This window comes from Candidatus Binatota bacterium (assembly GCA_012960245.1).
In the GTDB taxonomy this organism is placed as follows: domain Bacteria; phylum Desulfobacterota; class Binatia; order UBA1149; family UBA1149; genus UBA1149.
This window is the reverse complement of sequence record DUBO01000036.1, coordinates 24114-48352: the sequence shown is the minus strand read 5'-3', so window position 1 is coordinate 48352 and position 24239 is coordinate 24114. Positions and strand designations below refer to the sequence as shown.

21 protein-coding genes, 2 tRNA genes and 1 pseudogene are annotated in these 24239 nt (G+C 59.5%); 2 read left to right on the top strand and 22 right to left on the bottom strand.

The features are described from left to right. Position 1 precedes the first annotated feature (1 nt). The 11 genes and pseudogenes from EYQ35_05970 to EYQ35_05920 form a co-directional block, all read right to left on the bottom strand. Positions 2-1474 (bottom strand): DUF1329 domain-containing protein, encoded by a 1473-nt coding sequence (locus EYQ35_05970; GenBank protein ID HIF63679.1) that lies wholly within the window; start codon positions 1472-1474, stop codon positions 2-4. Further along, positions 1332-2630: a hypothetical protein gene (locus EYQ35_05965; GenBank protein ID HIF63678.1), complete on the bottom strand. Its 1299-nt coding sequence runs from the start codon at positions 2628-2630 to the stop codon at positions 1332-1334. Before EYQ35_05965 ends, EYQ35_05970 begins: the two co-directional genes overlap by 143 nt. Before the next feature lie 124 nt (positions 2631-2754). Continuing rightward, the gene (locus EYQ35_05960) at positions 2755-6666 is read right to left on the bottom strand and encodes a hypothetical protein (protein HIF63677.1); all 3912 of its coding nucleotides are present in this window, start codon (positions 6664-6666) and stop codon (positions 2755-2757) included. Between the two features lie 153 nt (positions 6667-6819). Further along, on the bottom strand, positions 6820-8001 hold the full coding sequence (locus EYQ35_05955; GenBank protein HIF63676.1) for a hypothetical protein: 1182 nt from the start codon (positions 7999-8001) through the stop codon (positions 6820-6822). A 21-nt stretch (positions 8002-8022) separates the two neighbouring features. Beyond that, a pseudogene (locus tag EYQ35_05950) lies at positions 8023-9572 on the bottom strand (fumarate hydratase). A 55-nt stretch (positions 9573-9627) separates the two neighbouring features. Further along, on the bottom strand, positions 9628-10143 hold the full coding sequence (locus EYQ35_05945) for an adenine phosphoribosyltransferase (protein ID HIF63675.1): 516 nt from the start codon (positions 10141-10143) through the stop codon (positions 9628-9630). A 1-nt stretch (position 10144) separates the two neighbouring features. After that, the gene (locus tag EYQ35_05940; GenBank protein ID HIF63674.1) at positions 10145-10966 is read right to left on the bottom strand and encodes a M23 family metallopeptidase; all 822 of its coding nucleotides are present in this window, start codon (positions 10964-10966) and stop codon (positions 10145-10147) included. Further along, positions 10963-11448: a hypothetical protein gene (locus EYQ35_05935; protein HIF63673.1), complete on the bottom strand. Its 486-nt coding sequence runs from the start codon at positions 11446-11448 to the stop codon at positions 10963-10965. Before EYQ35_05935 ends, EYQ35_05940 begins: the two co-directional genes overlap by 4 nt. A gap of 36 nt (positions 11449-11484) precedes the next feature. After that, positions 11485-12231 carry a 5'/3'-nucleotidase SurE gene (surE, locus tag EYQ35_05930; protein ID HIF63672.1) on the bottom strand — a complete coding sequence of 249 codons (747 nt, stop codon included), beginning with the start codon at positions 12229-12231 and terminating at the stop codon, positions 11485-11487. 74 nt (positions 12232-12305) lie between these two features. Then, positions 12306-12382, bottom strand: a tRNA-Pro gene (locus tag EYQ35_05925). A gap of 68 nt (positions 12383-12450) precedes the next feature. Then, the gene (locus EYQ35_05920; protein ID HIF63671.1) at positions 12451-13668 is read right to left on the bottom strand and encodes an ammonium transporter; all 1218 of its coding nucleotides are present in this window, start codon (positions 13666-13668) and stop codon (positions 12451-12453) included. A 291-nt stretch (positions 13669-13959) separates the two neighbouring features. On the opposite strand from EYQ35_05920, the gene EYQ35_05915 reads away from it, so the two are divergent. Further along, positions 13960-14352 carry a hypothetical protein gene (locus EYQ35_05915; GenBank protein HIF63670.1) on the top strand — a complete coding sequence of 131 codons (393 nt, stop codon included), beginning with the start codon at positions 13960-13962 and terminating at the stop codon, positions 14350-14352. Here EYQ35_05915 and EYQ35_05910 read toward each other — a convergent pair. The 9 genes from EYQ35_05910 to EYQ35_05870 all read right to left on the bottom strand — a co-directional run bounded on the left by EYQ35_05910 (position 14291) and on the right by EYQ35_05870 (position 21766). Further along, on the bottom strand, positions 14291-14626 hold the full coding sequence (locus EYQ35_05910) for a MerR family transcriptional regulator (GenBank protein ID HIF63669.1): 336 nt from the start codon (positions 14624-14626) through the stop codon (positions 14291-14293). The two genes, EYQ35_05915 and EYQ35_05910, sit on opposite strands and share 62 nt — an antisense overlap. A 57-nt stretch (positions 14627-14683) precedes the next feature. Beyond that, the gene (locus EYQ35_05905; GenBank protein HIF63668.1) at positions 14684-14968 is read right to left on the bottom strand and encodes an integration host factor subunit alpha; all 285 of its coding nucleotides are present in this window, start codon (positions 14966-14968) and stop codon (positions 14684-14686) included. 34 nt (positions 14969-15002) lie between these two features. Further along, positions 15003-17432, bottom strand: coding sequence for a phenylalanine--tRNA ligase subunit beta (locus EYQ35_05900; protein HIF63667.1), 2430 nt, complete (start codon positions 17430-17432; stop codon positions 15003-15005). Between the two features lie 9 nt (positions 17433-17441). After that, complete coding sequence (gene pheS / locus EYQ35_05895) at positions 17442-18488, bottom strand: phenylalanine--tRNA ligase subunit alpha (GenBank protein HIF63666.1); 1047 nt, start codon at positions 18486-18488, stop codon at positions 17442-17444. 8 nt (positions 18489-18496) lie between these two features. Beyond that, complete coding sequence (gene rplT, locus EYQ35_05890) at positions 18497-18853, bottom strand: 50S ribosomal protein L20 (GenBank protein ID HIF63665.1); 357 nt, start codon at positions 18851-18853, stop codon at positions 18497-18499. 60 nt (positions 18854-18913) lie between these two features. After that, on the bottom strand, positions 18914-19111 hold the full coding sequence (rpmI, locus tag EYQ35_05885; protein HIF63664.1) for a 50S ribosomal protein L35: 198 nt from the start codon (positions 19109-19111) through the stop codon (positions 18914-18916). 16 nt (positions 19112-19127) lie between these two features. Then, positions 19128-19649: a translation initiation factor IF-3 gene (locus EYQ35_05880; GenBank protein HIF63663.1), complete on the bottom strand. Its 522-nt coding sequence runs from the start codon at positions 19647-19649 to the stop codon at positions 19128-19130. After that, on the bottom strand, positions 19646-21613 hold the full coding sequence (thrS, locus tag EYQ35_05875) for a threonine--tRNA ligase (GenBank protein HIF63662.1): 1968 nt from the start codon (positions 21611-21613) through the stop codon (positions 19646-19648). The genes EYQ35_05880 and thrS overlap by 4 nt, the downstream gene beginning before the upstream one ends. A gap of 78 nt (positions 21614-21691) precedes the next feature. Next, positions 21692-21766: transfer RNA gene (locus tag EYQ35_05870), tRNA-Val, on the bottom strand. Between the two features lie 185 nt (positions 21767-21951). On the opposite strand from EYQ35_05870, the gene EYQ35_05865 reads away from it, so the two are divergent. Beyond that, positions 21952-23016: an AI-2E family transporter gene (locus EYQ35_05865; GenBank protein HIF63661.1), complete on the top strand. Its 1065-nt coding sequence runs from the start codon at positions 21952-21954 to the stop codon at positions 23014-23016. On the opposite strand, the gene EYQ35_05860 is transcribed toward EYQ35_05865, so the two are convergent. Both EYQ35_05860 and rpsR read right to left on the bottom strand, forming a co-directional pair. Next, positions 23017-23661, bottom strand: a complete 645-nt coding sequence (locus EYQ35_05860; protein HIF63660.1) for a 50S ribosomal protein L9 — start codon at positions 23659-23661, stop codon at positions 23017-23019. Next, positions 23661-24239, bottom strand: a complete 579-nt coding sequence (rpsR, locus tag EYQ35_05855) for a 30S ribosomal protein S18 (GenBank protein ID HIF63659.1) — start codon at positions 24237-24239, stop codon at positions 23661-23663. The genes EYQ35_05860 and rpsR overlap by 1 nt, the downstream gene beginning before the upstream one ends.

Here is a 24239-nt window from a genome sequence, read left to right as displayed (position 1 = left end):
CTTAGCGCCCTGTGCGGATGAGTTCGGCCACGGTAAAAAAATCAGGATGCAGGCCGACCTTAGGCCCCATGTTCCAGTACCAGCCTTCCTCTTCGGGAAACTGGTGGCTGGGCAGTGCCGCCCTGGTGGCGTGCTCGAGCTGCATGTCCACCATGGTGATATTCGGTATAAAGCCCGTGTCGTAATCGTACACAGAAACCTTGGCCTCCGGAAACGGGCGCCTGCCCACGTTAATGCCGTTGATCCAGATTTTCCAGAGCTGTAAGCCCCTGTCGTAGATGTCGGTGGACGGCGTGTAGAACGCGAATTTGTCGACAAAAAGTACGCGCTTGCCGTAAGCGTAGGTCGGCATGTGGGCACGCCCCTCTATGACCCAGACGTCTCGCTTTTCCCAGGTGTCACAGAAAACGAAATCGCCGCCGCCTTCGCACCAGTGGGCCGGCCAACGCTTGCCGTGCACCGCGCCCAGGATCGTTTTTTCGCCGAGAAACCGCCAGTCAAACCAGGCCGGGTTTCCCGAGTAGCCCCCGTAACTGTCCATGTCGATGTCCTGCCCGAACAGCGCGTCGCTGCGCTGGGCAGACGACAAGCGCCTGACCCTGCGCAGTTGCGGTATGTACAACCAGGTGTCGTCCGAACGATCCGGATTCATATAGCGCGCTGTCGACGAACCGATGCCCTTGAGGTCGAATGGTTCAATGATGGGGTGCAGGGATTCCTGGTGACGGTACTTCTCGAGGTTGGGCAGGAACTCGGGCTTCGGGTCGACGTGTACACGACCGTTGTACATGAGCCTGCGCAGTTGTTCGATGACAAAATGCCGCTCTATCACCATGCCGCGCGGCGTGATGGGCCCGGTGTCGGCGTCAAAGTACTTGATGGTAAAATCGTCGGTCAGAAAGGGGTTGTAGTAGTAGTTCCACATGATCTTGCGAGCTATCTCGGGATCATTGGGGTCGAGTAACGGGAAGGGCTGGCCGGCGACGTAATTGATCAAGGTGCGGCCATCGGCGGCCATCTCGACCTGGGCCTGGTATTTCTCCGTCGCTTTATCGTAGACCGCTGGATAGCTATTGTTGCCGGTCTCGACGATCTCCATCACCAGCCCGCGCCTTACGCACCACTCGAGCCCGGGGTGCAGAAACTCTATCGCCTCCTCTATGTTGTCCTTGTCTACCAGGTCGCCTGCCGCAACGTCGGCGCTCGCTGGTCGTAATGGAAGCCAGAGCACGGCTACGAACAGCGCGAACAGCGCGAACAGGCAGCCTCGCCCCGCGGCAGCCGGAAGGACCATCATCGCCGGTGCGACGCGCGTGGGAACTCCCTGCGGATCAGTGAAAAGTGCTCTGATCGTTGTCGTGACCATGTCCCCCCTGATCAATTTCGAGTAAAACACCGACAAGGTCACGGACAGCCTTCTCTGGGTGGTTTTCATGCTGATACAGCAGAAACTCCATGCAGTCCGAACACTCATCCGTTTCAACGATGGCCAGCACGCCACCCACCATGGCCTCGTTCGGCCCGCCTGTAATGGCTTCCTTGAGAGCAGCGATGGCTTTTTCGCCGCCCAGGTTCGCAAGAGCCTTTGCGGCCGCACGACTGGCCTCGTCTCCGGCCATCAGCATAGCCTGCAGGCCATCGAGGCTGTCGGTCTCCCCGGCCGCACCAAGCCCGAGCGCCGCCGACGAACGAACCACGGCCGACTGGTCGGACCTGAGCAGCGCCAAGGCACTTTTCTTGGCCGCGGCGTCCGTCCTGGCCCTCAGCCCGAGGCTACCGGCGGCGAAAGCCCTTACCGACTCCGCTTTCGCGTCGAGCAGGCCCAGCAGCAGCGCCGTAGTCCGGGGCCTGGCCATGGTGTCGAGCGCAAGCAATGAGGCCGCACCGGTGTCGTCATCCCTGGTCGAGAGAGATTCGAGAGCCGCGGCCATCTTGTTGACCGAGCGCGCGCCCAGCGCACTGATAAGTCTCGCGCGGCGATCGATATCGGCATCCGAATCCAACCACGCGCCGAGTGCTTCCTGGCTTTCTTCGTCGAGGTCTCGTTCCAGAACCGGATAAGCCGTCAACTCCCTGGCAGCATCCGAGGCGATCACGTCCAGGCTACTATCGAGCGCCGTCACCAACGAAGAAATTTTCAGCCGCGCGCGTTCCGGCATGTCGAGTTTCATCGCCGCGGCGTAGGACCGCGCAGCTACCATCGCGGGGGCGATGTCGCCTCCCGTAAAAATGTAGCGTCGCCCGCCAGGCACTTGGTGGTGTGGGCCATGGGGAAGGTTATCACGCCAGTAGGTGTAACGAGGCACCAGTGAAATAGGCCCGAAAAGCTCGTCTCCGGAAGCAAAGGGAACCGATCCGTCGACGTCGCGAATCTCAAAAACGAGCAGGATAGAACGCGGCTTACCCTGCCTGGAGTGAACGAGCTCTTTTATCTGCCCCGGAAAAGCCAACAGCATGCCATCCCGGAAAATCAGTGGATCGCTGAGTTGAATCCGCCCCACGGCCCAGGAAGATTCTAAATGGTCAAAAAAGGTCTTCGGCTCCGCCGCCTGGGCGACGGTCGCCAAGGCGCCGGTCCCCAGCGCGACAAAGAACAGTAACGCGGCCAATTTTCGACTGCTTATCAACATTAATTCCCCTGGTATTCTACAGAAACAGGTCAAAATCTCACGAAAAAAAACGGGCCCCTTACGGGACCCGTCATTCTATCAAGCTGAACGGTCGAGCGAAATCGACCGGTAGAAACCCTTACAATCAGGGGCAGCTACTGCCGCCGTTGCACAAACTGTCGTTCTCAAAATCAAAGAACAACGGGTTGCTGAACGCGGTGGCCAGCACACCCTCTTCACCCAGGTTCCAGGGCGGCGAACTCGCCGAATCGGTGAGCTGCCCGAGGGTCGCGTTCACAAAGGTCGTGTGCTGGAGGTCCACAGGGATCACGGGAAACAGGGGCTTCGACACTCCGTCGGTGGCCCTGGCAACGATTATGACCCAGGTATCTTCGCTCACGGTAACCGGAATGCTCAAGTCAGTCTCAAGCCGCTGACCCGAACCGCTCACCCCAACAGTGGTGTTGATCGTGAAATCGACGCCAGCGTTATAAGTGGCTGTCGGTGTCGCGTCGCAACGCCGGTCGGCCACACCCATGAAGGTGATCCCGGTCTCACATTCCGGAGCCGTGTTCATGTATACATCGATGGTATCGAACTCGGCCCAGGTCGGTGCTTCCACGTGGACCTCGATCGAACCGCTCCCGCCGGTGGCAGGTACCGTCAACGAATCGGCCAGACCGTGCCCGGCTGTAGCAGCCGCGTCCCCTACCAGGCCTACCCGCAAGAACAGTCCATTCGAGCCCATGGCACGACCGGCGTTCACGTTGAGAGCGAGCTCGGAAGGGTTGATGAGACCCGGATCGTCGGTGGAAGACGCAACAAAGGTGCGAGGTGAACCGGCTGGTACAACTGCCGCGTGATGAGTATCCGAATCGGCAATGCCGGTCTTGAAAGCGCCCTGGTTCAAGAGGCCCGCCCAGTCGCCCATGTTATCGTGTCGCATGAGATTGGTCTGCGAACGTCCACCTTCGATCCAGACCTCGAGAGCCGTGTAACCGTCGTCGTACAAGTTGGCCACCGCCGGATCCAGGCGAATGAAGGAGGACAGGTTGTCGGGCGATGGTGCGCAGACACCCCCGCCAGCTGGGCAATCGCGACCTAACCCCTGCTCGTTACAGACACCGTCTGGACAATCCGTGTTGTCGACGCAATCAAGACCGTCGTTGGCACCGCCGCGACAGATCTCGGGCTCACATGGCAAACCCATTCGCCAGCCGGCCGTACAAACGTACACCAACGAGCTACTCACTGGAGGCACGGCTTCAGTGTCGATTCCCAGGTTATTGAAATAACCTAGCCCCAGGCTGTTGAAGTGATTGATCTGGATGACCTGAGTGGCGGGATTGAATCCGGCCATTATCTCCGAGGGCAACAGGTCGTAACTGCCTACCGAAGGATACCCCGCGCCCGGAACGGTGCCGGCCCTACCCCAGTCAAAAGCACCGCCAATGGGCGAGCCCGTGTCGACGACCAGCGGCCAGGTATTGAAGTGACCATAAACGAAGCTCGTCACCTCGTCGCCGGGTGCCGTTTTCACCAGGGCGTCAGCCCCCATACTTGAAACTTCGGCGCTGAGGTCGTGCACGAAGTCATGGTCGGTATTGGAGAAAAAATCCACGCCCTCGGCCAACATGGAGAGAATTCTCCTCTCCCGGCTCATGGCGCTGTCGGCGCTGTTGATCATGTGCACGTGGGTGTCTATTGAAACGAAACCAGTCGTGTCGACCACGCGGTTCACGGTCGCGTTTACAACAGTAGTGGCGCCGGCGACCAGGGTCACGGCCTGATCATACACGTCGTATTCGCCACCGTGAGAAACCACCACGTGGTAGTTGCCCGGCTCAAGGGCAGTCGTGGGCAAGGTGCCGGTAATACCGGCAAAAAGGACGTCTACTATCCCGTAGATGTCTGCGTCCTTGTCCTCGTAGGGCTCTCCAAAATAGCGGCCCGGGTTCTCGATCAGCCCAGCTACGCTGTCCATGTTAAGTGGGTCGGGGCTGGCCTCGAACCCCACGATGCTGACCTTGGCCGCCAGCGGGGATCCGTTCTGGTCGACCACGTTGACCTGTATCGCAGAAGACTGGGGAAAGTCGATGTCGACCACCTCCGTTTTCTTCTTTTTGACCGTAACCGGATGGGCCGCCGGTTCGCTGGCACTAGCCTCGTAGGGGACGCCGTCGACGCGTACCTGCACATCGTAGTTATCAGGCACGACGTATGCCCGGTAGAAACCGTTCTCGTCGGTCAGGGTAGCAGAATAAACGTTGGCGCAGTTGAGGCCGGGCGCCGCAAATCCGCATCTGTTGCCAGGCAACTTGGTGAAGGCCACGCGAGCGTTAGCGACCGGTACTCCGTTTACCGAAATTGTTCCCTGTATGGCACCCAGCGCGTTGCCGAACAGTTCTTCCCTGGCCCTTGTCACGTCGGCCACGGTCTCGCCAACGACAAACCAGCGCCTGAGGGTGTTGGTACCACCGGCCAGTACCTCGAACGGCGCTTCGGGCTTAGTCAGGTAGGGGCCATTGAGATAGCCGACGAGGTTCTGCCTGTGAATCCACGCGCCGACTCCTGACTGGATAAAAGCGCCGGTATAAAAAGTGCCGTCCTTGTACTTGTTGATCCCCACGGTCGCTAGCGATCGTGGGAAAACTACCCCGTAGGTAACGCCCAGGCCCACACCCGCGCCCTGGTAGGCGATGTAGTCCAGGCCCTGGGGAGCGACCGACCCGCCGTCGCCGCCGAGGCGCAGCAAGGCCTCCCCGTAACCGAGCCCGGGAGCAAACATTTCAAGTGCGCCACCGCCGTTCAGATAATCACCCATTGGGATTCTCAGGTCGGTGGCTCCCAGGTTCTCAACTGTGGTGGCAATCTGAACGTAATTGCTGTCGGCGCGCAGAATGTAGTCGGTCTGCAGGGCCAGCGGCAAATCGGTGTCTATGGTTTCCGGCCCCACGGTCAGCGTGTTGCCCGCCTGGAATATCGCGAGGTGGGGGGTGATCACGTCAAGAAGGTCATCGGGCCCGGTGGTGCGAATTATAGCCGGGTTCCCGTCCGTACCGTCGTTGAGCACAGACACTGCAGTGGTGGCCTGGGTAGCCTCGAGGTTGATCAGTGCCTGCATGCCCTGAAAGTTGTCTCGGTCTTCGGAGGGATCGTCCCTGACGAGGTCCGCGTCGATAATGTGCCCACCCTGGGTCAACATAAACGAGTGCAAGCGTCCCGAATCGCGCACCACCACCCTCACATCGCTGTTGCGCAACAACCAGTCGCCAGTGCGACCCATGGCAAGCGGTCCGCCAATGAGGTCGGCCGCGTCGGCAACCTGTAGGCCCTCGGCGCCCGCAGCCGATCCCGGCGTCCCCGGCAAGCAGGTGAACTTGAGGGCGTCGGCATCCTTTTCCGATCCGCCATCGTCAACCTGCGCCTTCACTTTACCCTTGCCTTTCTTGTAAGTCCGCACGCAGTAGTCATCACAGTCCTGGTCGTTGCTGCATTTCTGTCCCGACGGACTGGCGCAGAAGCCACCCTTGCTTTTCAGGTGCACCACGAACTCCAGGTCAGACTCGGTGCAGACCTCAGCCGTATCGGGAAGCATGCTGCCTATGCCGTCCACCAGCAGCAGGCGTTGTGAATATTCGGCCTCCTTTTTTATCGCGTCCTTGGCGTCCTTGGCCGATGGCTTCTTCACGGTCAGCGTGCCGAGTGAGCTCGAGCAGCTGCCCATGTTGATACACATTCCCACGTGAAAGGTGCAGCGCCCGTTGACGTGCCCGTCACGGTCGCAGGCCGCCCCATCCTCGCAGTCTATCTTGGTGGCCGGCACACCCTTTTTCGGGTCGATGGGCGGATTACCCAGTCCGTCACCGTCAATCGAAAAGCCAAGCAGGCAGTCCTTGCTACCCTTGTTGACGGCGACGCAGTCGTTGATGTCGTCGACAACGCCGGCGCCTATGCAAGCCGCATCAGCCACTTGGCCACTGGCCGCAAGGCCCAGGAACGCGAGGAAGAGCATCACAGAGAGACGGGATACGACAAGCCGGAGAAAATCTTTCATGGTACCTCCTGGTACAAACGGGACACCGTAAAGTGACCGCAGAAAAAATGGGGTTCCTGAGGTCGAGGGTGAACCCTGTGACAATAGAACCGTAGACCCACGAGTGTCAAGGGTAATTGCCCCCCGCTCGGGGGGGCAGTGCACTCTTAAGCCTCAGCCAGGCTTAGAAAAATGGGGCGGATGAACAGCCGCAGGTAGAACTATTTCCGCCGGTACTCGTTGGTGCTGACGGCGAGCAAGCCGCAACATAGTTTTCAACGAGCCCTCGAACTCTTCAATCGGACGCCTTTCAACCAAACCTGCCGCCACGACCCCGTCCATGATTTCGCGGCCTCGGTCAGTTCGCACAACAGTTATGGTCCAGTCCATGGCGCCCACGCCGCCACAGGAGATGTCGGCGAGCTCCGCCGAGAAATCACCGCAGTGTTCACAGGCCTCGCGAGCATATTGCTGCGCATCCTTCAGCTCGATCTCGACGACCTCGCCCTCTTCGGGGTAGACCAGGACCTTGCCCTTTACATTGAACTTGCGGACCGTCGACAGGGGAATACCAAGCTCGCCCTGTATCTTGCCCTCCATCAAGCCTGCAAAATCGAACACCTCGGAACAGAGCAACCCGATACTGAGCGTTACCCGGTCGGCAGGCCCCTTGATACTCGCCGCCTGTCGCTCGAGATGCTTGGGTTTCTTGCGCTCGTTGACAAGCAGGCCGGGATCAAACAGCTCCGCTTTTCGAAGAGGAGTCACCTGGCAAGGGACGCCAACGAAGGCCACGCTTTCGCATTCCTTTTCCGCCGCCTGTTCCATCGCAAGGCCGTTGGGACAGTACGTGTACCAGGAACCGGCAGCGTCGCGTATCTCGTCGGCCGTCGTAGCGCATACGGGTTTCGGCGAACAGGGTTTTTCGGGATCGGGTGCCGACACGACCGCCCCGTCGATGAGCCCTTGCTCAAGGCAGTGCAGCAGGATCGTCGTCACCACTCCACCGTCCTGGCCGATGTCGAGCACAGCCTGGTCAACCGCACGAGCGACGAAGATCTCCTGGTACTTACCGAAACCACCGTCAAAGGTCTGAGCTTTCTGCTCAGCAAACACGCTGTCGTGCAGGTGAAACTCCCTGTCCCCTATTCGTGGGCAGACCTGCGCGCAAACATCACAGCCGATGCCCTCGCTGATGCCGCAGAAGTCGTGGGCGGCAGAAGCCTTGGCCGTCTGCTTGGGCTTGCCATCGATATATTCGATGATGTTGTGTGGACAGACCAGGACGCAGGTTCCACACTCGCAGCAAGACCCGTAGTTCACCACGTCGTTCATCATGTCCTTGAAGCTGTGCATCTTACCCGGAGCGCTGGGGAGCTAACGCTGCCGCTTATCGACCGGCGCCTGCCCCATCGAAGCCAGCACCCCCGACAGGTTCGAAGCCGACGCCTCGCGAACCTCGTCGTGGAGACTCCCCCCGTGCGAATCCATCGTTACCACGGCAACGAAGTCTTTCAACTCGATTTCCCACATGGCCTCGGGGACACCGAAATCGCGATGGACCACCCCATCCACCCGCTCCACGTTACGAGCGAGAAAGGTTGCCGCTCCACCGATGGCGTGGAGATAAACAGCGCCGTGCTCCTTGAGCGCCGAAAGCGTTCTCGCACCCATGCCGCCCTTGCCGATAACTGCCCTTACTCCAAAACGCTCGATGACCTCGGCCTCGACACCTTCTTCCCTGATGCTCGTAGTAGGGCCAGCCGAGACAAATTCTACACGTCCGTCAGCGTGCTCTTTAACGACGGGGCCACAATGGTAGATGACCCCATCCTTCAATCGCTGCTCGATTCGGAGTAGGTTCTCGCGTTCATCCTCTTTGGGCCGCGAAGCCTCAACGAACTCCTCAACGAGGTACTTGTGCGCGCGGTCGCGGGCGGTGATCACGCCTCCGGACAGCGAAACCTGGTCACCGACCCGCAGCGACCTGACCATTTTCTCATCAATGGGTACCTGGAGGTTTATCATGATTGTCCACCTCCCCTTCAGATGATTTCCGTCTTGCCCTTCGAAACAACCAGGCGACGATGCCGGTGGGCCCAGCAGGCATAAGCCACTGACACGAAGTAGGAGGCGGGTATGCGGTTACGAACACCAGCCTTGATGCCAAGTAACGTCGTCTTGCCACCGAAACCCATGGGCCCGATGCCCAGTTCGTTGCAGCGCTCGAACATTTCTTCTTCAAAATCAGCCAACACTCTGTCCGGGTTGGTATCGGTGAGCGAGCGCAGCAGTTGCACCTTGGCCAACTCGTAGGATCCCATGCGGTCTCCGCCAATTCCGACACCGAGGATACCCGGCGCGCAGCCGCGCCCCTGAGCGAGGTGAACGGCCTCAAGAACGCATCTCTTTACACCCGCGAGATCCCTGTCCGCACCCAGCCCCACGTCGGGAAGCGAGAATTGAGCACCAACGTTTTCGCAGCCACCTCCCTTGAGCAGCAGGTGAACGTCTATCTCGTCGCTCTCCCACTCTTCGAAGTGAAAAACCGGCATCCCCGCGCCAAGGTTGTCGGCCACGCTCTCGCCGCTCAGTGAATCGACCGAATTGGGACGCAAACGGTTCTCCGCGGTAGCAGCTGCAACCGCCCGTTCGGCGACCCGCTTGAACGCCAACTGCGACATTCCGCAGGGGTGTTGGACGTAGAAAGAAATCATGCCGGTGTCCTGGCAAAGCGGACTGGTACCGGCACGTGACATCTCGATGTTCTGCAGGAGAATATTAAAAACGTTCTCCCCTGCCGAACCGGGTTCTTCCTTTTCGCGGGCGGCGGTCATGGCCTCGTCGATATCCCGCGGCAGGTCAGTAGACGTCCGCCGTATGAGTTCGAGCAGGGGCTCGTAGAGATCTGTTAATGGATCGCTCATGACTACTTGAACGCAGCCATATCGCGCTTTGTAATGTGTATCAACGCAAGCGCCATCAATCGCTGTACTGGATAAGGGAAAAAGTGGAGTGAGGGGCAAGCCGCGCGCGCCCCCCCAGCGCCTCGAGCTCTATGACGAAGGCGCATGCGATCACCTTTGCGCCGAGTCCTTCTACCAGCTTCCCAGTCGCCGCGGCAGTGCCCCCGGTAGCAAGGAGATCGTCGACCAGGAGCGTGCGTACCCCCGTGGCCAGGGCATCGCTGTGGATCTCCAGAGAATCGCTGCCGTACTCAAGTTCGTAGTCCTCGGACACGATCTTCGACGGCAACTTGCCAGCCTTTCGAACCAGGGTCAGGCCCGTCCCAAGGGCGTAGGCCACCGGCGCGCCGATGATAAAGCCCCTCGATTCGATACCCACGACCGTGTCTACCTCGCCGCGAAAGCGATCGGCGATGCTATCGACCACGGCGCGAAGAGCGGCCGCGTCAGAAAGCAGCGGGGTGATGTCCCGGTACGCTATACCAGGTTTGGGAAAGTCGTGTATCGTGCGGACGAGTTCCCGGAGATCCACTTCAGTTACTGCGACCGGCTAATCTTTGCTGCCCGGATTCTGAAAGGTAGTACATGGGGTCCCGTACCACATTTCGCCGACGGATTTCAAAGTGAAGGTGCGGCTTGGCCGTACGGCCCGATGAACCGAGGTCGGCAATGCGCTGCCCTCGGGATACCTGGTCGCGCACTGCTACCCGGTTGCTACTGTTGTGAGCGTAGAGCGTACTGAAGCCCCTGTCGTGTTCCAGTATTATCATCCAACCGTAGCCTGGCAGCTGGTCGCTGAATATGACCTTGCCGGCTCGCGCCGCAATCACGGCGCTGCCAGCTTCACCGGCAATATCGATCCCATCATGATGAGATGCCCCCCGGGGTCCGAAACTCGAAGTCAGTTTGCCTTCCGTCGGCCAGCCGAACAGTCCCGAAGCAGTCGAGGGTTTCTTGACAGCTGCCGTTTCAGCCGGGGCCGGTTCTTTAATCCTGGCGGCAGCCTGGGCTCCTCCACTTTTCTTGACTGTCGTTCGAGCGACCGGCGTTTTTCGCGCCGGTCGCGGGCTCACGGTCCTTGGCGGAGAACTGCGAATAGAACGCGGCGTGATAACCCCGACCGGTAGAACCCGAGAGGCCTCGGGCACAAAAATCCTGTCTCCCGGCTGCAGAGTAAAAGGCTTGTCCAGCCCATTAACCTTACCCAACTGAAGGTACGGAACCCCGTAGGCCTTGCCGATGCGGTACAGGTTCTCGCCGGTTCGCACCGTGTGAATAACACCGGTCGAACACCCAATGGCCAACGAAGCGACGAGCGTCGCGACGACGGGAGCCAGCACTCTTGCCTTGTTCACCGCGCACCCCTTGCCAGGAGCAGGTCAAAAGCACTGCTACCCGACACCATGACCAGGCTGACAATGCCTCCGGCCATCAGCACTCCTATTACAGAAGCCGCCATGAAGTCCCTGAATCGAAACCCCAGCAGGTAGGCGCCCAACGCACCCGAGTAAACTCCCGACCCCGGCAACGGTATGCCGATGAACAGGCCGAGCCCGAGCACCCCCCACTTGTTGACCCAAGGCTCCACGTTGCGCTGGGTACGGACGACCATTTTTTCGTAGATCACGCGTATCCAGTCAAAGCGCAGCAGCAGGTGAACCGCACGATCCAGAAAAATCCAAACTACCGGCGCCAGTGCCACGTTGGCAAGCAAGCAGACAGCTACCGCGAGACCGAAGGGCATCGATGATTCGAGGTAGCCATAAGGGATAGACGCACGCAGCTCCAGGGCGGGAACAAAAGTGATGGCAACCAGTAGTGCGAGCTGGGTAAGCATTTGCAGGTGGAACGTTTTGGCGAGATGTCGCTGCGATCAGTCCGGTGCCCAGGTCTTCTGGATGTCGTCGAGAAAACCGAGCGAGCCGTGATTGGTAAGGTCGAGATGCAAGGGTGTCACCGAAACCAGCCCGGCATGTACCGCGGCGAGATCTGTACCGGGTTCGTCATCGAACCCCAGGTCGTCGCCGCCGATCCAGTAGTACTTTCGGCCACGCGGATCCGTCTTCTCAACAATGGCGTCACCGTAGCGGCGGCGGCCCTGCCGCGTCACAACGAAGCCCTCACGCTTGCGATTCTCAGGCACGTTCACATTCAGCAGTGTATCATCCGGCAGGCCTGAATGCTTGACCACCCGGCAGAGATTTGCGGTAAAGCAGGCTGCCGCGCCGTAATCAAAGTTCGATTTCCCCGCCTGGGAAACAGCAATAGCTGGAATTCCCAGGAGCACGGCCTCCATCGCAGCCGAAACTGTACCCGAATAAGTTATGTCGTCGCCAAGATTCGCGCCGCGGTTTATGCCCGATACAACCAACCACGGACGCTCGTCGAGCAACCCGTTCACCGCAAGGTTGACGCAATCGGTAGGCGTACCGTCCACGGCCATCCACCCTTCCCGTAGCAGCTCGGCTCTTAGCGGGCGCGAAAGAGTGATCGCGTGGCCAGCCGCAGATTGTTCTCGATCCGGAGCGACCACGAAGACACGGTCGAGCGGAGCGAGTGCAGCGGCCAGAGCAGCCAGGCCGGGCGCGTGCACGCCGTCGTCATTGCAGACAAGTATCATGACCGCCCGTCAGGGTTTTGCTCCGATACACCGGTTGCCAGACCGGGGGTGACCATCGCACCCCCGGCTGACAATGGTCGGGGCGACTGGATTTGAACCAGCGACCTCTCACACCCCAAGCGAGTGCGCTACCAGGCTGCGCCACGCCCCGTCAACAACGGCAAAGATACCCACGCCCGGTCAGCAAGGCAACCAGCCCGTGGGCAGGCCAACCCATGATCAATCCGAAAAGTGGTAGCCGACTTCCCCGTGTTCGCTCAGATCCAGGCCGGTCATTTCCTGTTCTTCATTCACTCTCAAGCCCACCGTCGCATCAACAAAACGAGCTATGAGAAAAGTAACAACGAAAGAGTACACAGCCGTGGCCAGTACGCTGGTGGCCTGTATGCCCAGCTGCCCGAGATTTCCGCTCTCCAGCAGGCCCGCTGTCCCGCCTATCGCGGCCACGGCAAAAACGCCGGTGGCCAGGGCACCCCAGGCACCGCCAATTCCGTGAACACCGAGAACGTCGAGCGAATCGTCGTATCCAAAACGAGACTTCGCCATGATGGCGGCGTAGCAGAGGCCGCCCGCCCCAACACCGATGAGAATCGCGCCGCCGACGCCAACGAAACCGCAGGCTGGAGTTATGGCAACCAGGCCAGCCACTGCGCCGGAGGCGACACCAAGCGCACTGGCTTTGCCCTTCTGCATCGATTCGATCAGCGCCCAGGTGACCGCGGCAACAGCGGCCGCGATATGGGTTACCACGAAAGCGTTGGCGGCTGAGCCGTCGGCGGCAAGGGCGCTGCCCCCGTTAAAACCAAACCAGCCAAACCAGAGCATGCCGGCGCCAAGCACCGTCAACCCGAGGTTGTGGGGTTTCATCGCCTGTTGCGGGTAGCCCACCCGGCGTCCGAGCACCAGCACGACGGCCAGCGCGGCCACTCCCGAGTTTATGTGCACCACCGTACCACCAGCAAAATCCAGCGCGCCGAGGCCGCCCAGCCAACCACCGCTACCCCAGACCCAATGGCAAACAGGATCGTAGACCAGGGTGGCCCACAGAAGAGAGAACAAAACGTAGCCACTGAACTTGATGCGCTCCGCGAACGCACCCGAGATAAGAGCGGGGGTGATGATGGCAAACATCATCTGGAAAATCATAAAAACGTTGTGGGGGATATTGTCGGCGTAGGGCCCGGGGCTGGAATCAACGCCGTTGAGCAACACGTAGTCGAGACCGCCGATGAAAGAATTGCCCTCGGCAAACGACAGTGAGTAACCGATGACTACCCACTGGATACTCATAATACCCATCGCAAAAAAACTATGCATGAGGGTAGAGAGCACGTTCTTCGATCGAACCATGCCGCCGTAAAAAAGTGCGAGGCCGGGGGTCATGAGCAGCACAAGGGCCGACGACGTGAGCATCCACGCCGTGTCGCCGGAATTGATTTCAGCCCTCGCCGTTTCCGGGAGCAGCAGGACCACGAACAGAGAGAGTATAATTTTCAACACAGGCCACCCCTTTTTTGCGTCGCCTTGATGCAACGCTGACACAACATGGCCTGTTTTCTTGCCCGGATTACAGCACAAGGCAAGGCATGCGCGGCGGCAGCAGGCTGGGAGTGGCAATATTCAGCCTGCTTATCAACAAAATTCCGCCGCCCGGGGCCTGCCTCAGGGCCTCGACGAGGCCCCCGCTGCGGGTTTCAAGACTGGCACGGCCGTTGCTGCTGACACCGCATGCCTACACAGAAACCTGGGACGATAAACGAAAACCTGGAGGGACATTGCGGCGACGTAGACCCCGGTTCGGCGGCCCGTTCATTCGCCGCCACCGAGATTCCCCTGCTCGAAGCGGTATTGATGGACGGGGTACGCTGCTATCTTGCAGCCCCCCAGCACGACCGCGCAAACCCCCACATACTGCAGCGACAGGCCGAGTTCTGGATCATGTCCACCGACACGGATTCGCCGTTCTCGTTCGTGAATGTCTGTGATCAGCTGGGATTCGGCTACGCCTGGTTACGAGAACAGCTGCTGTTGGTAAAACAGGCCCCGAAAAAACCAGCGATCAAGATTCGAGCTTCTTCTTCAGATCAACAAGAGTCTCGCGCACCTGTCTCAAGCGTTTGAGTTGCCTCGGGGACAGTAACTCTTCGTCACCGGGTTCTTCCTGGACCTTGAGGTATTGCCGGGCACCTTCCATCGTGTAGCGCCGCGTGTGCAACAGGTCCTTTATCTTGAGCAGCTTCTCTACGTCCTTGCGTCGATAGAGCCTCTGGTTGGAACGTGACTTGCCTGGCCGGACTCCTGAGAACTCGGACTCCCAATAGCGGAGAACATAAGGTTTGACTCCGACGATGCGCGCGACTTCGCCGATTCGAAAATAGAGTTTGTCCGAGGGAATCCCGTCTGCCGGTTGTTGGTCATCGATCACGGTCGACACCAGTCACCCGCGCTACGGTCACCGCCAAGCCGAATTGATTGTTTTCTTGAGAACCTGGCTCGGCTTGAAACTCAGCACGCGGCGTCCGGTGATCACGATCTCTTCGCCCGATTGCGGATTGCGTCCCTTGCGCGGGACTTTATCGTTGATGACAAACTTGCCGAAGCCCGAAAGCTTGACGGTATCACCGTCTTCAAGCCTATTCTTCATGACCTCGAACACCGACTCGACAACCTCGGATGCCTCTTTCTTTGAAAACCCAACCCTTTCATGAATGCGTTCGATAATATCCGCCTTGGTCATGGTCATATGCGCACGGTCTCCCTTTCGAAAATATTCATGCCCTGAGTTCAACACCTGGCATCGCCAGGAGCATTTCTACGACGCGCGAGTGAAGGGCGGCAACCTCTTCATCGGTGAGCGTCCGATCGGGTGAGCGATACTCAAAGGAAAACGCCAAAGCCTTGTAGCCTTCTTTCACGCCCTTGCCTCTGTAGTCATCAAACACACTCACTCCGTTGAGCAGGGGCTCGCCCAGCTCTCCGGCCGCACGAACGACTTCTCCCGCAAGCAAATCCATCGGCACCAGCAGGGAAAGGTCCCGAGCCGACGATGGAAACCGAGCCAGCGGAAGAACCCCTGTCGCACTGGGACGATACTCAACCAGCACACGGCTGTCAATCTCAAAAAGCCAAATTTCGGAGGTTATTTCACGACGGCGTTTTTGTTCGGGATGCAGAGACGTGATGACGCCCAACGCCTTGTCCCCAATCCAAGCCCTGGCACTGGCCCTCGGATGCAACGCACCCGCCGCGTCCTCGACAGCCGTCCAGCTTATTTCATCCGCGCAGCCGACCAGGTCTGCCAGGGCCACAACCGCAGCCTTAGCATCCCACAATGTGGGCGGTCCCGCATCCCCCGGACCGCGTGCACGGCGGGGCCCCGAAAGCATTCCCGCGACGATATCTAATTCCTCCGGCTGCCCATCTAGGAGCTGAAAACAGCGGCCGATAGAAAAAAGATCTATCCTGTCGAAACCGTTTCGATGGTTGACCAGCCAGCCGTCGAGCAAGCCCGGTAACAGGCTCCGCCGCAGCTCGGTTTCGGTCGCGCGCAGCGGGTTCAACAACTCTACCGCAGCACCCTCACGGCCAAACAAGCCCCTGAAAGATTGGTTCGCTTCACTTCCGGCAAACGCAAGCGCCACCGATTCGGTGAACCCCATCGCGCGCAGCACCGTGCGCGAGCGGCCCTCAAAATCAGCCAGCGTCGAGAAGCCCCGGCTGTTCATCTCCATAACAGGAAGGGACGCCGGCACGAGGTCGTAGCCCTCCACCCGTGCGATCTCCTCCACGAGGTCAACGTCTCGGCTTATGTCGCTGCGATAGACCGGTGAATCGACCTTGAGTTTATCGCCCCTACCCGTGACCGTGCACCCTATGGCCTTGAGGATTTCTCGACAGCGAACCGCGGCTACGTCTCGGCCCAGCAAGCTCGCGACGCCAGCGACGCTCAAAGCGATGCTGCGCCCCTCGGCCGGCAGTTCGCCCGAAGTTGCCATGCCTCCCTCTACCCTGGCGCCTGCGTGCTTGACCAGCAGGCTGGCGGCCCGCAAGAGCGCGGCCTCGACCTGCCCCGCATCGACCCCGCGTTCAAAGCGATACGACGATTCCGACCCGAGGCCTAAGCGTCGAGCGGTGCGCCGTACGCGCGAGGGATCAAACAATGCGCTCTCGAGCAGCACCCGGGTACTGCCGTCACTGATCGCGCTGCGCTGCCCACCCATGACACCCGCCAGTGCTACAACTCCCCGCTCATCTCGAATTACGAGGTCACCCGCTTCGAGCTGGTTCGTGTTGCCATCGAGTGTTTCCAACTCCTCGGCTGTCGTGATCTCTCCAACAGTGATTGTTGAGCCATGGAGAAGATCTCGGTCAAAAGCGTGCATGGGCTGGCCCAATTCGAGCATCACGTAGTTCGTTATATCGACAATGTTGTTGACCGACCTGTAACCGCAGGCGGCCAGGCGCTGCCTGATATAGTCAGGTGAAGGACCAACGGTCAGGTCGGCGAGCTGCAGGGCCCTGTAGGCTGGACAGAAAGAGGCATCGCCATGGTCAACGACAACAGGGACATCGGCCGTTGGGTCGAATCCCTCAGGTAGGCGTAGCTTAGTTCCCGGCCCCACCACAGGCACTCCCAGGAGCACGCCCAGCTCTCGAACAAGACCGTTCACGCTCAGGCAATCGCCGCGATTAGGGGTAATCGAAAGCTCAAACACCGGGTCATCGAGACCGAGCAGCGCGGCAGCGTCGTCGCCCGGGGATACCACCCCTTCCACGGCGGTGTCAGCAGCCAACACGATTATGCCGTCGCCAGCCTCAGCGAGCCCAAGCTCGTTTGCCGCGCAGAGCATGCCGGCAGACTCCTTACCCCTGATACGGGATTTCTTAATCTTAAGGCCACCCGGCAAGCGGGCACCGGGCAGGGCCAGTATCACCAGGTCACCGGCCCGCATGTTACTGGCCCCGCACACGACCTCACGCCCAGTGTCTCCGTCGTCAAGCCGGCAGACCACGAGCCGGTCGGCGTCAGGATGCCGCTCGATAGAATCAATCCGCGCAACAACAAGCTGTCCCGCCAGCCCGGGAGCCGGTGCAGCAAGCCCTTCTACCTCGAGTCCGCCCATGGTGAAGCTGTCTGCAAGTTGGGCAGCGTCGGGCAGGTTGCCAATGTATTCGGCCAGCCAGCTATAGGGAATAAGCATCTATGGTCCTCAGAACTGTTGAAGAAACCGAAGGTCCTGCGAGTAAAAATGGCGGATGTCCGCAATCCCGAAGCGAAGCATCGCTACTCTCTCGATCCCCACGCCGAAGGCAAAGCCACTGAATACTCCGGGGTCGTAGCCGACCGCTTCGAACACCGCCGGGTGCACCATTCCCGCGCCGAGAATTTCAACCCAGGCAGTACCCGAACACACTCGGCATCGACTGTTGTCCACTGCCCCACTCCCCGAGCAGATGACACAGGAAATATCGACCTCGGCACTCGGTTCGGTGAAGGGAAAATAACTCGGACGGAAACGCACGCCAAGGTCTTCGTCGAATAACGCCCGTAGGAACTCGGTGAGCACGCCCTTCAGATGACCAAAGTGTACGCCCTTATCCACGAGCAGGCCTTCGACCTGGTGAAACATCGGCGAGTGGGTAATGTCATCGTCCTGACGATAAACCGCGCCCGGCGCTATGACAGCAACGGGGGGGGACGATTTTTCCATGATGCGAATCTGAACCGGCGACGTATGCGTGCGCAGCAGGTGGCCGTCCTTGGTAAAAAAAGTATCCTGCATATCCCGGGCGGGATGATCAGCGGGAATATTCAGCGCTTCGAAATTATGGTACTCATCCTCGACCTGGGGCCCCTCCGCTGTGGCGAAACCCATCGATTCCAGAATCGAACGCACTTCCTCCATCGAACTCGCCAGAGGATGCGGATGCCCGGGCTCCGAAGCATAGGCGGGCAAAGTGTAGTCAAGCGCGGGTCCTTCGAGTTCGCGGGCCTGGGCCTGCGCATCCAGCGAGTCACTGCGATTCTGCAGTTGCTCCGTCAACGAAGACCTAAGACTGTTGATGCGCTTACCCGCTGCTCGCTTCTGATCGGCACTAAGCCCGGCGAGTTGTTTACCCAGGGCCGTTACTGAACCGCGGCGGCCGAACAGGGCAACGCGAGCGGTTTCGAGCTCCGCTTTATCACCTGCCTTATCCACGAGCCCCGAAGCGTCACGCTCCAGCGCCAGGAGGCTGTCTTCCAGCCCGCCTGGGATCTCGTCGGTCACACCGCCGACTCGGCCTTTGCAGCACTCACCACGGCCGCGAAAGCCTCCTTCTCGTTGACCGCCATTTCGGCGAGCGATTTACGATCAACTTCAACGCCGGCCAGCTTCAGCCCGTGGATCAGCTGTGAATAGCTCAAACCCAGCTCCTTGCACGCGGCGTTGATGCGGATAATCCACAGCCGTCTGAATTCACGCTTGCGGACCTTGCGATCGCGGTACGCGTAAACCAACCCTTTTTCGACCGTCTCGCGCCCCTGCCGGTACAGCTTGCGGCCGCCCGTGTAGCCCTTGGTTCGTGCAAGTATGCGGTTGCGCCGCCGCCTGCCCTTAACTCCCTTTGTTACCCTCGACATTCCTGTTTTCCTCCGTAGTCTGCAGCTTCGTGCCCGTCGGGGCCGAACGCCGCAGGGGCACTACCCGTTGGGCAGCAGCCGCCTGACCGATTTTTCATCCGCACTCGAAACAGTTCCCGCTTTTCGTAGGTTGCGTTTCTGTGTCGCTGATTTGTGAGCAAGTATGTGACGAAGATACGCCTTGTTCCTTCGTATTTTGCCGCTACCGGTGAACCGGAAGCGCTTCGCCGCACCACGTCTTGTTTTTACCTTAGGCATTTTTCTCTACCGCTCCTCAGTTTTTGACTGGAACAACCACGACCGACATGTGGCGTCCCTCCATCCGCGGATCCCCCTCCGGGGTTGCGTGCTCCGCTATTGATTCAAGCATCTTATCCAAAGTGTTTCTCCCGAGATCCGGCCTCGTTATCTCCCGCCCCTTGAAAAACACCGAAATCTTCACCCGATGCCCCTTCTGGAGAAACCTGAGTATGTGGCCCTTCTTGAACTCGATGTCGTGGGCTTCGGTTCGCGACCGGATTTTTACCTCTTTCATCGCCGAGGCCACCGATTTCTTCTTGGTCTCCTGGGTTCGCTTCTTCTGCTCGTAGCGATACTTGTGAAAATCCATTATCCGACAGACCGGCGGGTCCGCGGTGCCTGCCACCTCTACGAGATCGAGCCCTCTCTCCTCGGCCACACGCCTGGCCTTGTCGAGAGTGACGATACCGAGCTGGCCCCCGTCGCTATCGATCAATCGCAATTCTCTCGCTCGTATCGCCTTGTTGATCCTTGTTGTTTCTTCGTTTTTCGCTATGACGCACCTCCGTGTTCCGGGTCATTACGTTCGATAAGCCACGCGCTGAAATCCGCGAGACTCATTGCTTCGAGCTGGCTGTCTCCGTGGAGTCGGGGCGCAACCGTCCCGTCTTCGACCTCTCGATCTCCGACCACGGCAATCACCGGCACCTTCTGTTTCTGGGCTTCCCTTATCTTAAACCCAAGCTTCTCGTTACGAAGGTCGGCCCGGGCCCTGATGCCCGCGGCCTTGAGCTTTTCTACCGACGCCGCTGCGTATTCGTTCTGGCGGTCGGTCACTGTCACGAAGCGCACCTGGCAGGGCGCGAGCCACAAGGGCAGCGCGCCGCCGGTGTGCTCAAGCAGGATTGCCATGAAGCGCTCAAGCGAGCCAAGCACAGCCCGATGAATCATCACCGGACAGCGTTCGCCGCCATCGCTGTCAACGTAGCCCAGCGAAAAACGCTCAGGCATCGAAAAGTCGAGCTGGACGGTACTAAGCTGCCACTCCCGCTTCATCGCGTCGATTACCGCAAAATCTATCTTGGGCCCGTAGAAGGCCCCGTCGCCGGGGTTTTCGATGAAGCCTGGTGCTTCCTTTTCGAGAACAGCGCGGAGCGTGGCCTCGGCCTGCTCCCACATCTGGGCACTCCCGATGGACTTGGCCGGGCGCGTGGACAGATAGACCTTTGATTCTTCGAAGCCAAAAGCCCTGTGCGTACGGTTTATCATATGCAGGACAGCTGATATTTCAGATTCGATGTCTTCAGGGCGACAGAAGATATGGGCGTCGTCCTGGCAGAAGGAGCGCACCCGGGCCAGGCCGTGTACGACACCCGAGCGTTCGTAACGGTGCAGACGGCCGAAATCCGCCATCCTGATCGGCAAATCCCTGTATGACTTTTTGCCCTCGCTGAACATCAGGCAGTGAGTCGGGCAATTCATGGGCTTAACCGCAAATTCCTTGTCGTCGACGGTCGTGAAGTACATGTTGTCGACGTAGTTGTCGTAGTGACCCGAACGGTGCCACAGGTCCACGTCCAGGATCTGCGGAGTGATGACCTCTTCGTACCCGTACTCGGTGTACAGGCCGCGAATGTAGCTCACCAGCTGGTTGTAGAGGGCAGCTCCGTCGGGGTGAAAAAACGGTGACGCCGGGGCTTCGGGGTGAAAGCTGAAAAGGCCGAGATCCTTGCCAATCTTACGATGGTCGCGTTTCCTGGCTTCTTCTATTCGGGCGAGGTGAGAAGACAGCTCTTTCTTTTTCGCGAAGGCGGTCCCGTAGATCCGCTGCAGCATCGGACGCTTCTCGTCACCTCTCCAGTAGGCGCCGGCCACGTGGGTGAGCTTGAAGACTCCCAGCTGGCCGGTAGATGGGACGTGCGGGCCACGACACAGATCTACGAAATCACCCTGACGATACAAGCTGACAGTGGGCTCGTCGAGGTCGTCGATGATCTCGGCCTTGTACTCCTCCCCCTTATCGGCAAAGAGCGCCCGGGCGCTGTCTTGATGCAGTTCCTCGCGTGAGACTGGATGGTCCTCGGCGATGATACGGGACATCTCTGCCTCTATCTTCTCGAGGTCTTCGGGTCCGAAACCGGCGGGGTAAGCAAAGTCGTAGTAAAACCCATCCTCGATGACGGGGCCGATGGTTACCTGGGCAGAGGGATAAAGGCGTTTCACCGCGTGGGCAAGGAGGTGGGCGGTGCTGTGTCGAAGTACTTCCAGACCGGGACCGGACTCGGCCATGACGGGCTCTAACGAGCAGTCATTGAGCAGCGGCGACGAAAGATCGGTCGCGACCCCTTCCACGAGTACACAGACAGCACGTTCTGCTACTCGGCTCGGCAGGACCTCGCGAGCCATCGATCCTTTTTCGATCGTAAGGGGCTCCCCTCGTCCCACCGTTACGGTGATATTATCAGGCACCTGCTGTTCTATCCGTCTCGTGCGCTCATTATCGGCGGGAAGCCTCGGCATTTTAACCCCGCTCGACTGATTTTTACGCTTACCCGGTCCTCCTTCTCAACTCTCTGAACTACCTTCTTGCAGCTACACTGGTAGGCACGGGCGGGATCGAACCGCCGACCCCCTCCGTGTCAGGGAGGTGCTCTTCCACTGAGCTACGTGCCTCTGTAGTGGTAGCGCAACTGTCCCAACTACCAATCTCACGCGAAGCAGTCAACCCGTTCCCGGCGGCCAGCCCTCCCCGGCCGGCCCCTCCGGGCGCCGTTGCAGACCTCCGCCAGCGGCTCCGCCAAATTGAAGCACGCAGTTTTATTGCCCACCGGCTGCTCCGCTTGTAGCATGAAGGCAGGATGAAACGGCAGCAGATCATAACCCTGTTCCTTTTTCTCGCGCTGGGCGGCCTGGGCTACGTCCTGCTTTCGATACTGCTGCCTTACCTCGAGCCGGTCATGTGGGCAGTTGTACTGGCCATGGTCTTCTTTCCCCTGTTCAAGTTGCTACGGCGCGCCCTGAGGCGTTGGGACAATCTGGCTGCCGGACTGATGACGATACTGGTCTTTGCCGTCGCGGTAGTCCCCGGCTTGTTACTCACCGGGGCCTTGGCACGGGAAGCAGTTGAAGGCTATCGCACGCTCTCTAGTTATGCAGCCGAGGGTAACCTGACCGTACTCAACCGCCTTAGCGAAGCGTGGTTCATTGAGCCTATCTGGCAATGGCTCCGTGAGCGCATGGCTTCGGGCAACGTCGACGCGACCGGTTTCGCTCTTTCAGGGGTTAAGTGGGTAAGCGAGTTTGCGGCGACGAGGGCCACGGCCATCGCGCGCAACGTTTTTGAGTTTGCCATAGCGACCGGGATCATGACCTTCACGCTGTTCTTCCTTTTTCGCGATGGCGAGACGACCGTCGAATCGCTTCGCCGCAGTATCCCGATGATGGCTGCTGACCGCGATAGAATTTTTGACAGTTTCAAACGAACCGTGCTCGCGGTCGTGCAGGGCCTTACGCTGACCGCCCTGGCCCAGGGAGTGCTGGTCGGACTGGCCCTGTGGGCAGTCGGTGTACCATTCAGCCTGCTGCTGGGTGCGGTGGCCTGCCTTTGCGCCTTCCTGCCGGTGGGTGGCGCAGCCCTGGTTTGGGTACCAGCAGCAGTGGCGCTAGCACTGTCTAGTCAGCTCGTCGCCGCCGGCGCACTCATCGCCTGGGGCCTGCTGGTCGTCTCGTCTGTAGACAACCTCCTGCGTCCGTACCTGATCAGCAGCCAGGCCCGGTTGTCAACGCCGCTACTGTTTTTCGGAATCATCTGCGGCCTGAGAGCCTTCGGCTTCATAGGGCTGTTTCTTGGCCCCGCCCTGCTGGCAACTTTTGCCGAACTGATGCGTACGTTTCGCGAGCTCTACGCCGAATCGCCCAGCTGATCACGCCTGGGGCTCTTCCTCGTCGGCGTCGGTGGATTCCGAAGAATCTCCCTCCGCTACTTCTTCGACCGATTCGCTATCTACCGAATCCTCATCTGACCCGGAAGATGTTGTTTCTACTTCGTCCGTCGCGGCCGAAAGCTCATCGACCACCGCCTCTTCGGGCACCGCGCCTTCCTCGCCTGCATCATCTTCGCCACCGCCGATGGCAATCACCGAGACCTTGATGTTTGCAACGACACCATGGCCTACGTGTACCGGGACCTCGTGAGTTCCTGCTTCCTTAATCGGGGTGACGAGCTGAACATCGTGTTTGTTTATGACCAGGCCCCGCTCTTCGAGAAGCCGGGACACATCGGAAGCGGTAACCGAGCCGAACAAGTGGCCACTCTTTGCAGCGCGGGCTTCGATTTCGACCGCCACACCGTCAAAAGCTTTCTGCCGGGTGTCGACATCGCCCATCTCATTTTCTTTCTTGAGCTGGATGAGGGCCTTCTCGTGCTCAAGGCTGCGCAGGCTGCGACGGTCCGCCGTAACGGCTTTACCCTTAGGCAGCAAGTAATTGCGGGCGTAGCCTGCCTTTACCTTGACAACGTCGCCTATCACCCCGAGCTGGGGCACGTCTTCTCTGAGGATTACTTCCATTAGCGATCTCCCTCCCCACGCTGTTGAAGGCCCGAGCCGGTGTACGACAACAGGGCCGCGTTACGCGCCCGCTTTATCGACAGGGCCAATGGTCGCTGGTGCTTGGCACAGGTGCCCGTACTACGTCGGGGCACTATCTTGCCTCTTTCGCTGACAAACTCTTCGAGTACGTCGACGAACTTGTAATCAATCTGCAGCTCCTTGTCCGCGCAGAAAATACAATGACGCCGTCCTCTTCGAAATCTTCCGCCCCTGCCCTTGGCACGTCCACCACGCGAAGGGGGGCCACCACGACTGTCACCGCCACGACTGTCACCGCCGCGCCTGTCTCCACCCGAGCGATCTCCACCCGAGCGATCTCCACCCGAGCGATCTCCACCCGAGGACCCACTTCCGGGGCTTGCAGATTCTGCCGAGGCTTTTTCAGACTGAGTTACTTTGGGCGGAGCTGCTGCTTCAGGCGCTGCTGCTTCAGGCGCTGCGGCTTTCGGCGCTGCGGCTTTCGGCGCTGCGGCTTTCGGCGCGGAACCTTCGGCAGGGCTTGTTTTGGCTTCTTCTTCTTTTTTCTCGTCTGACAT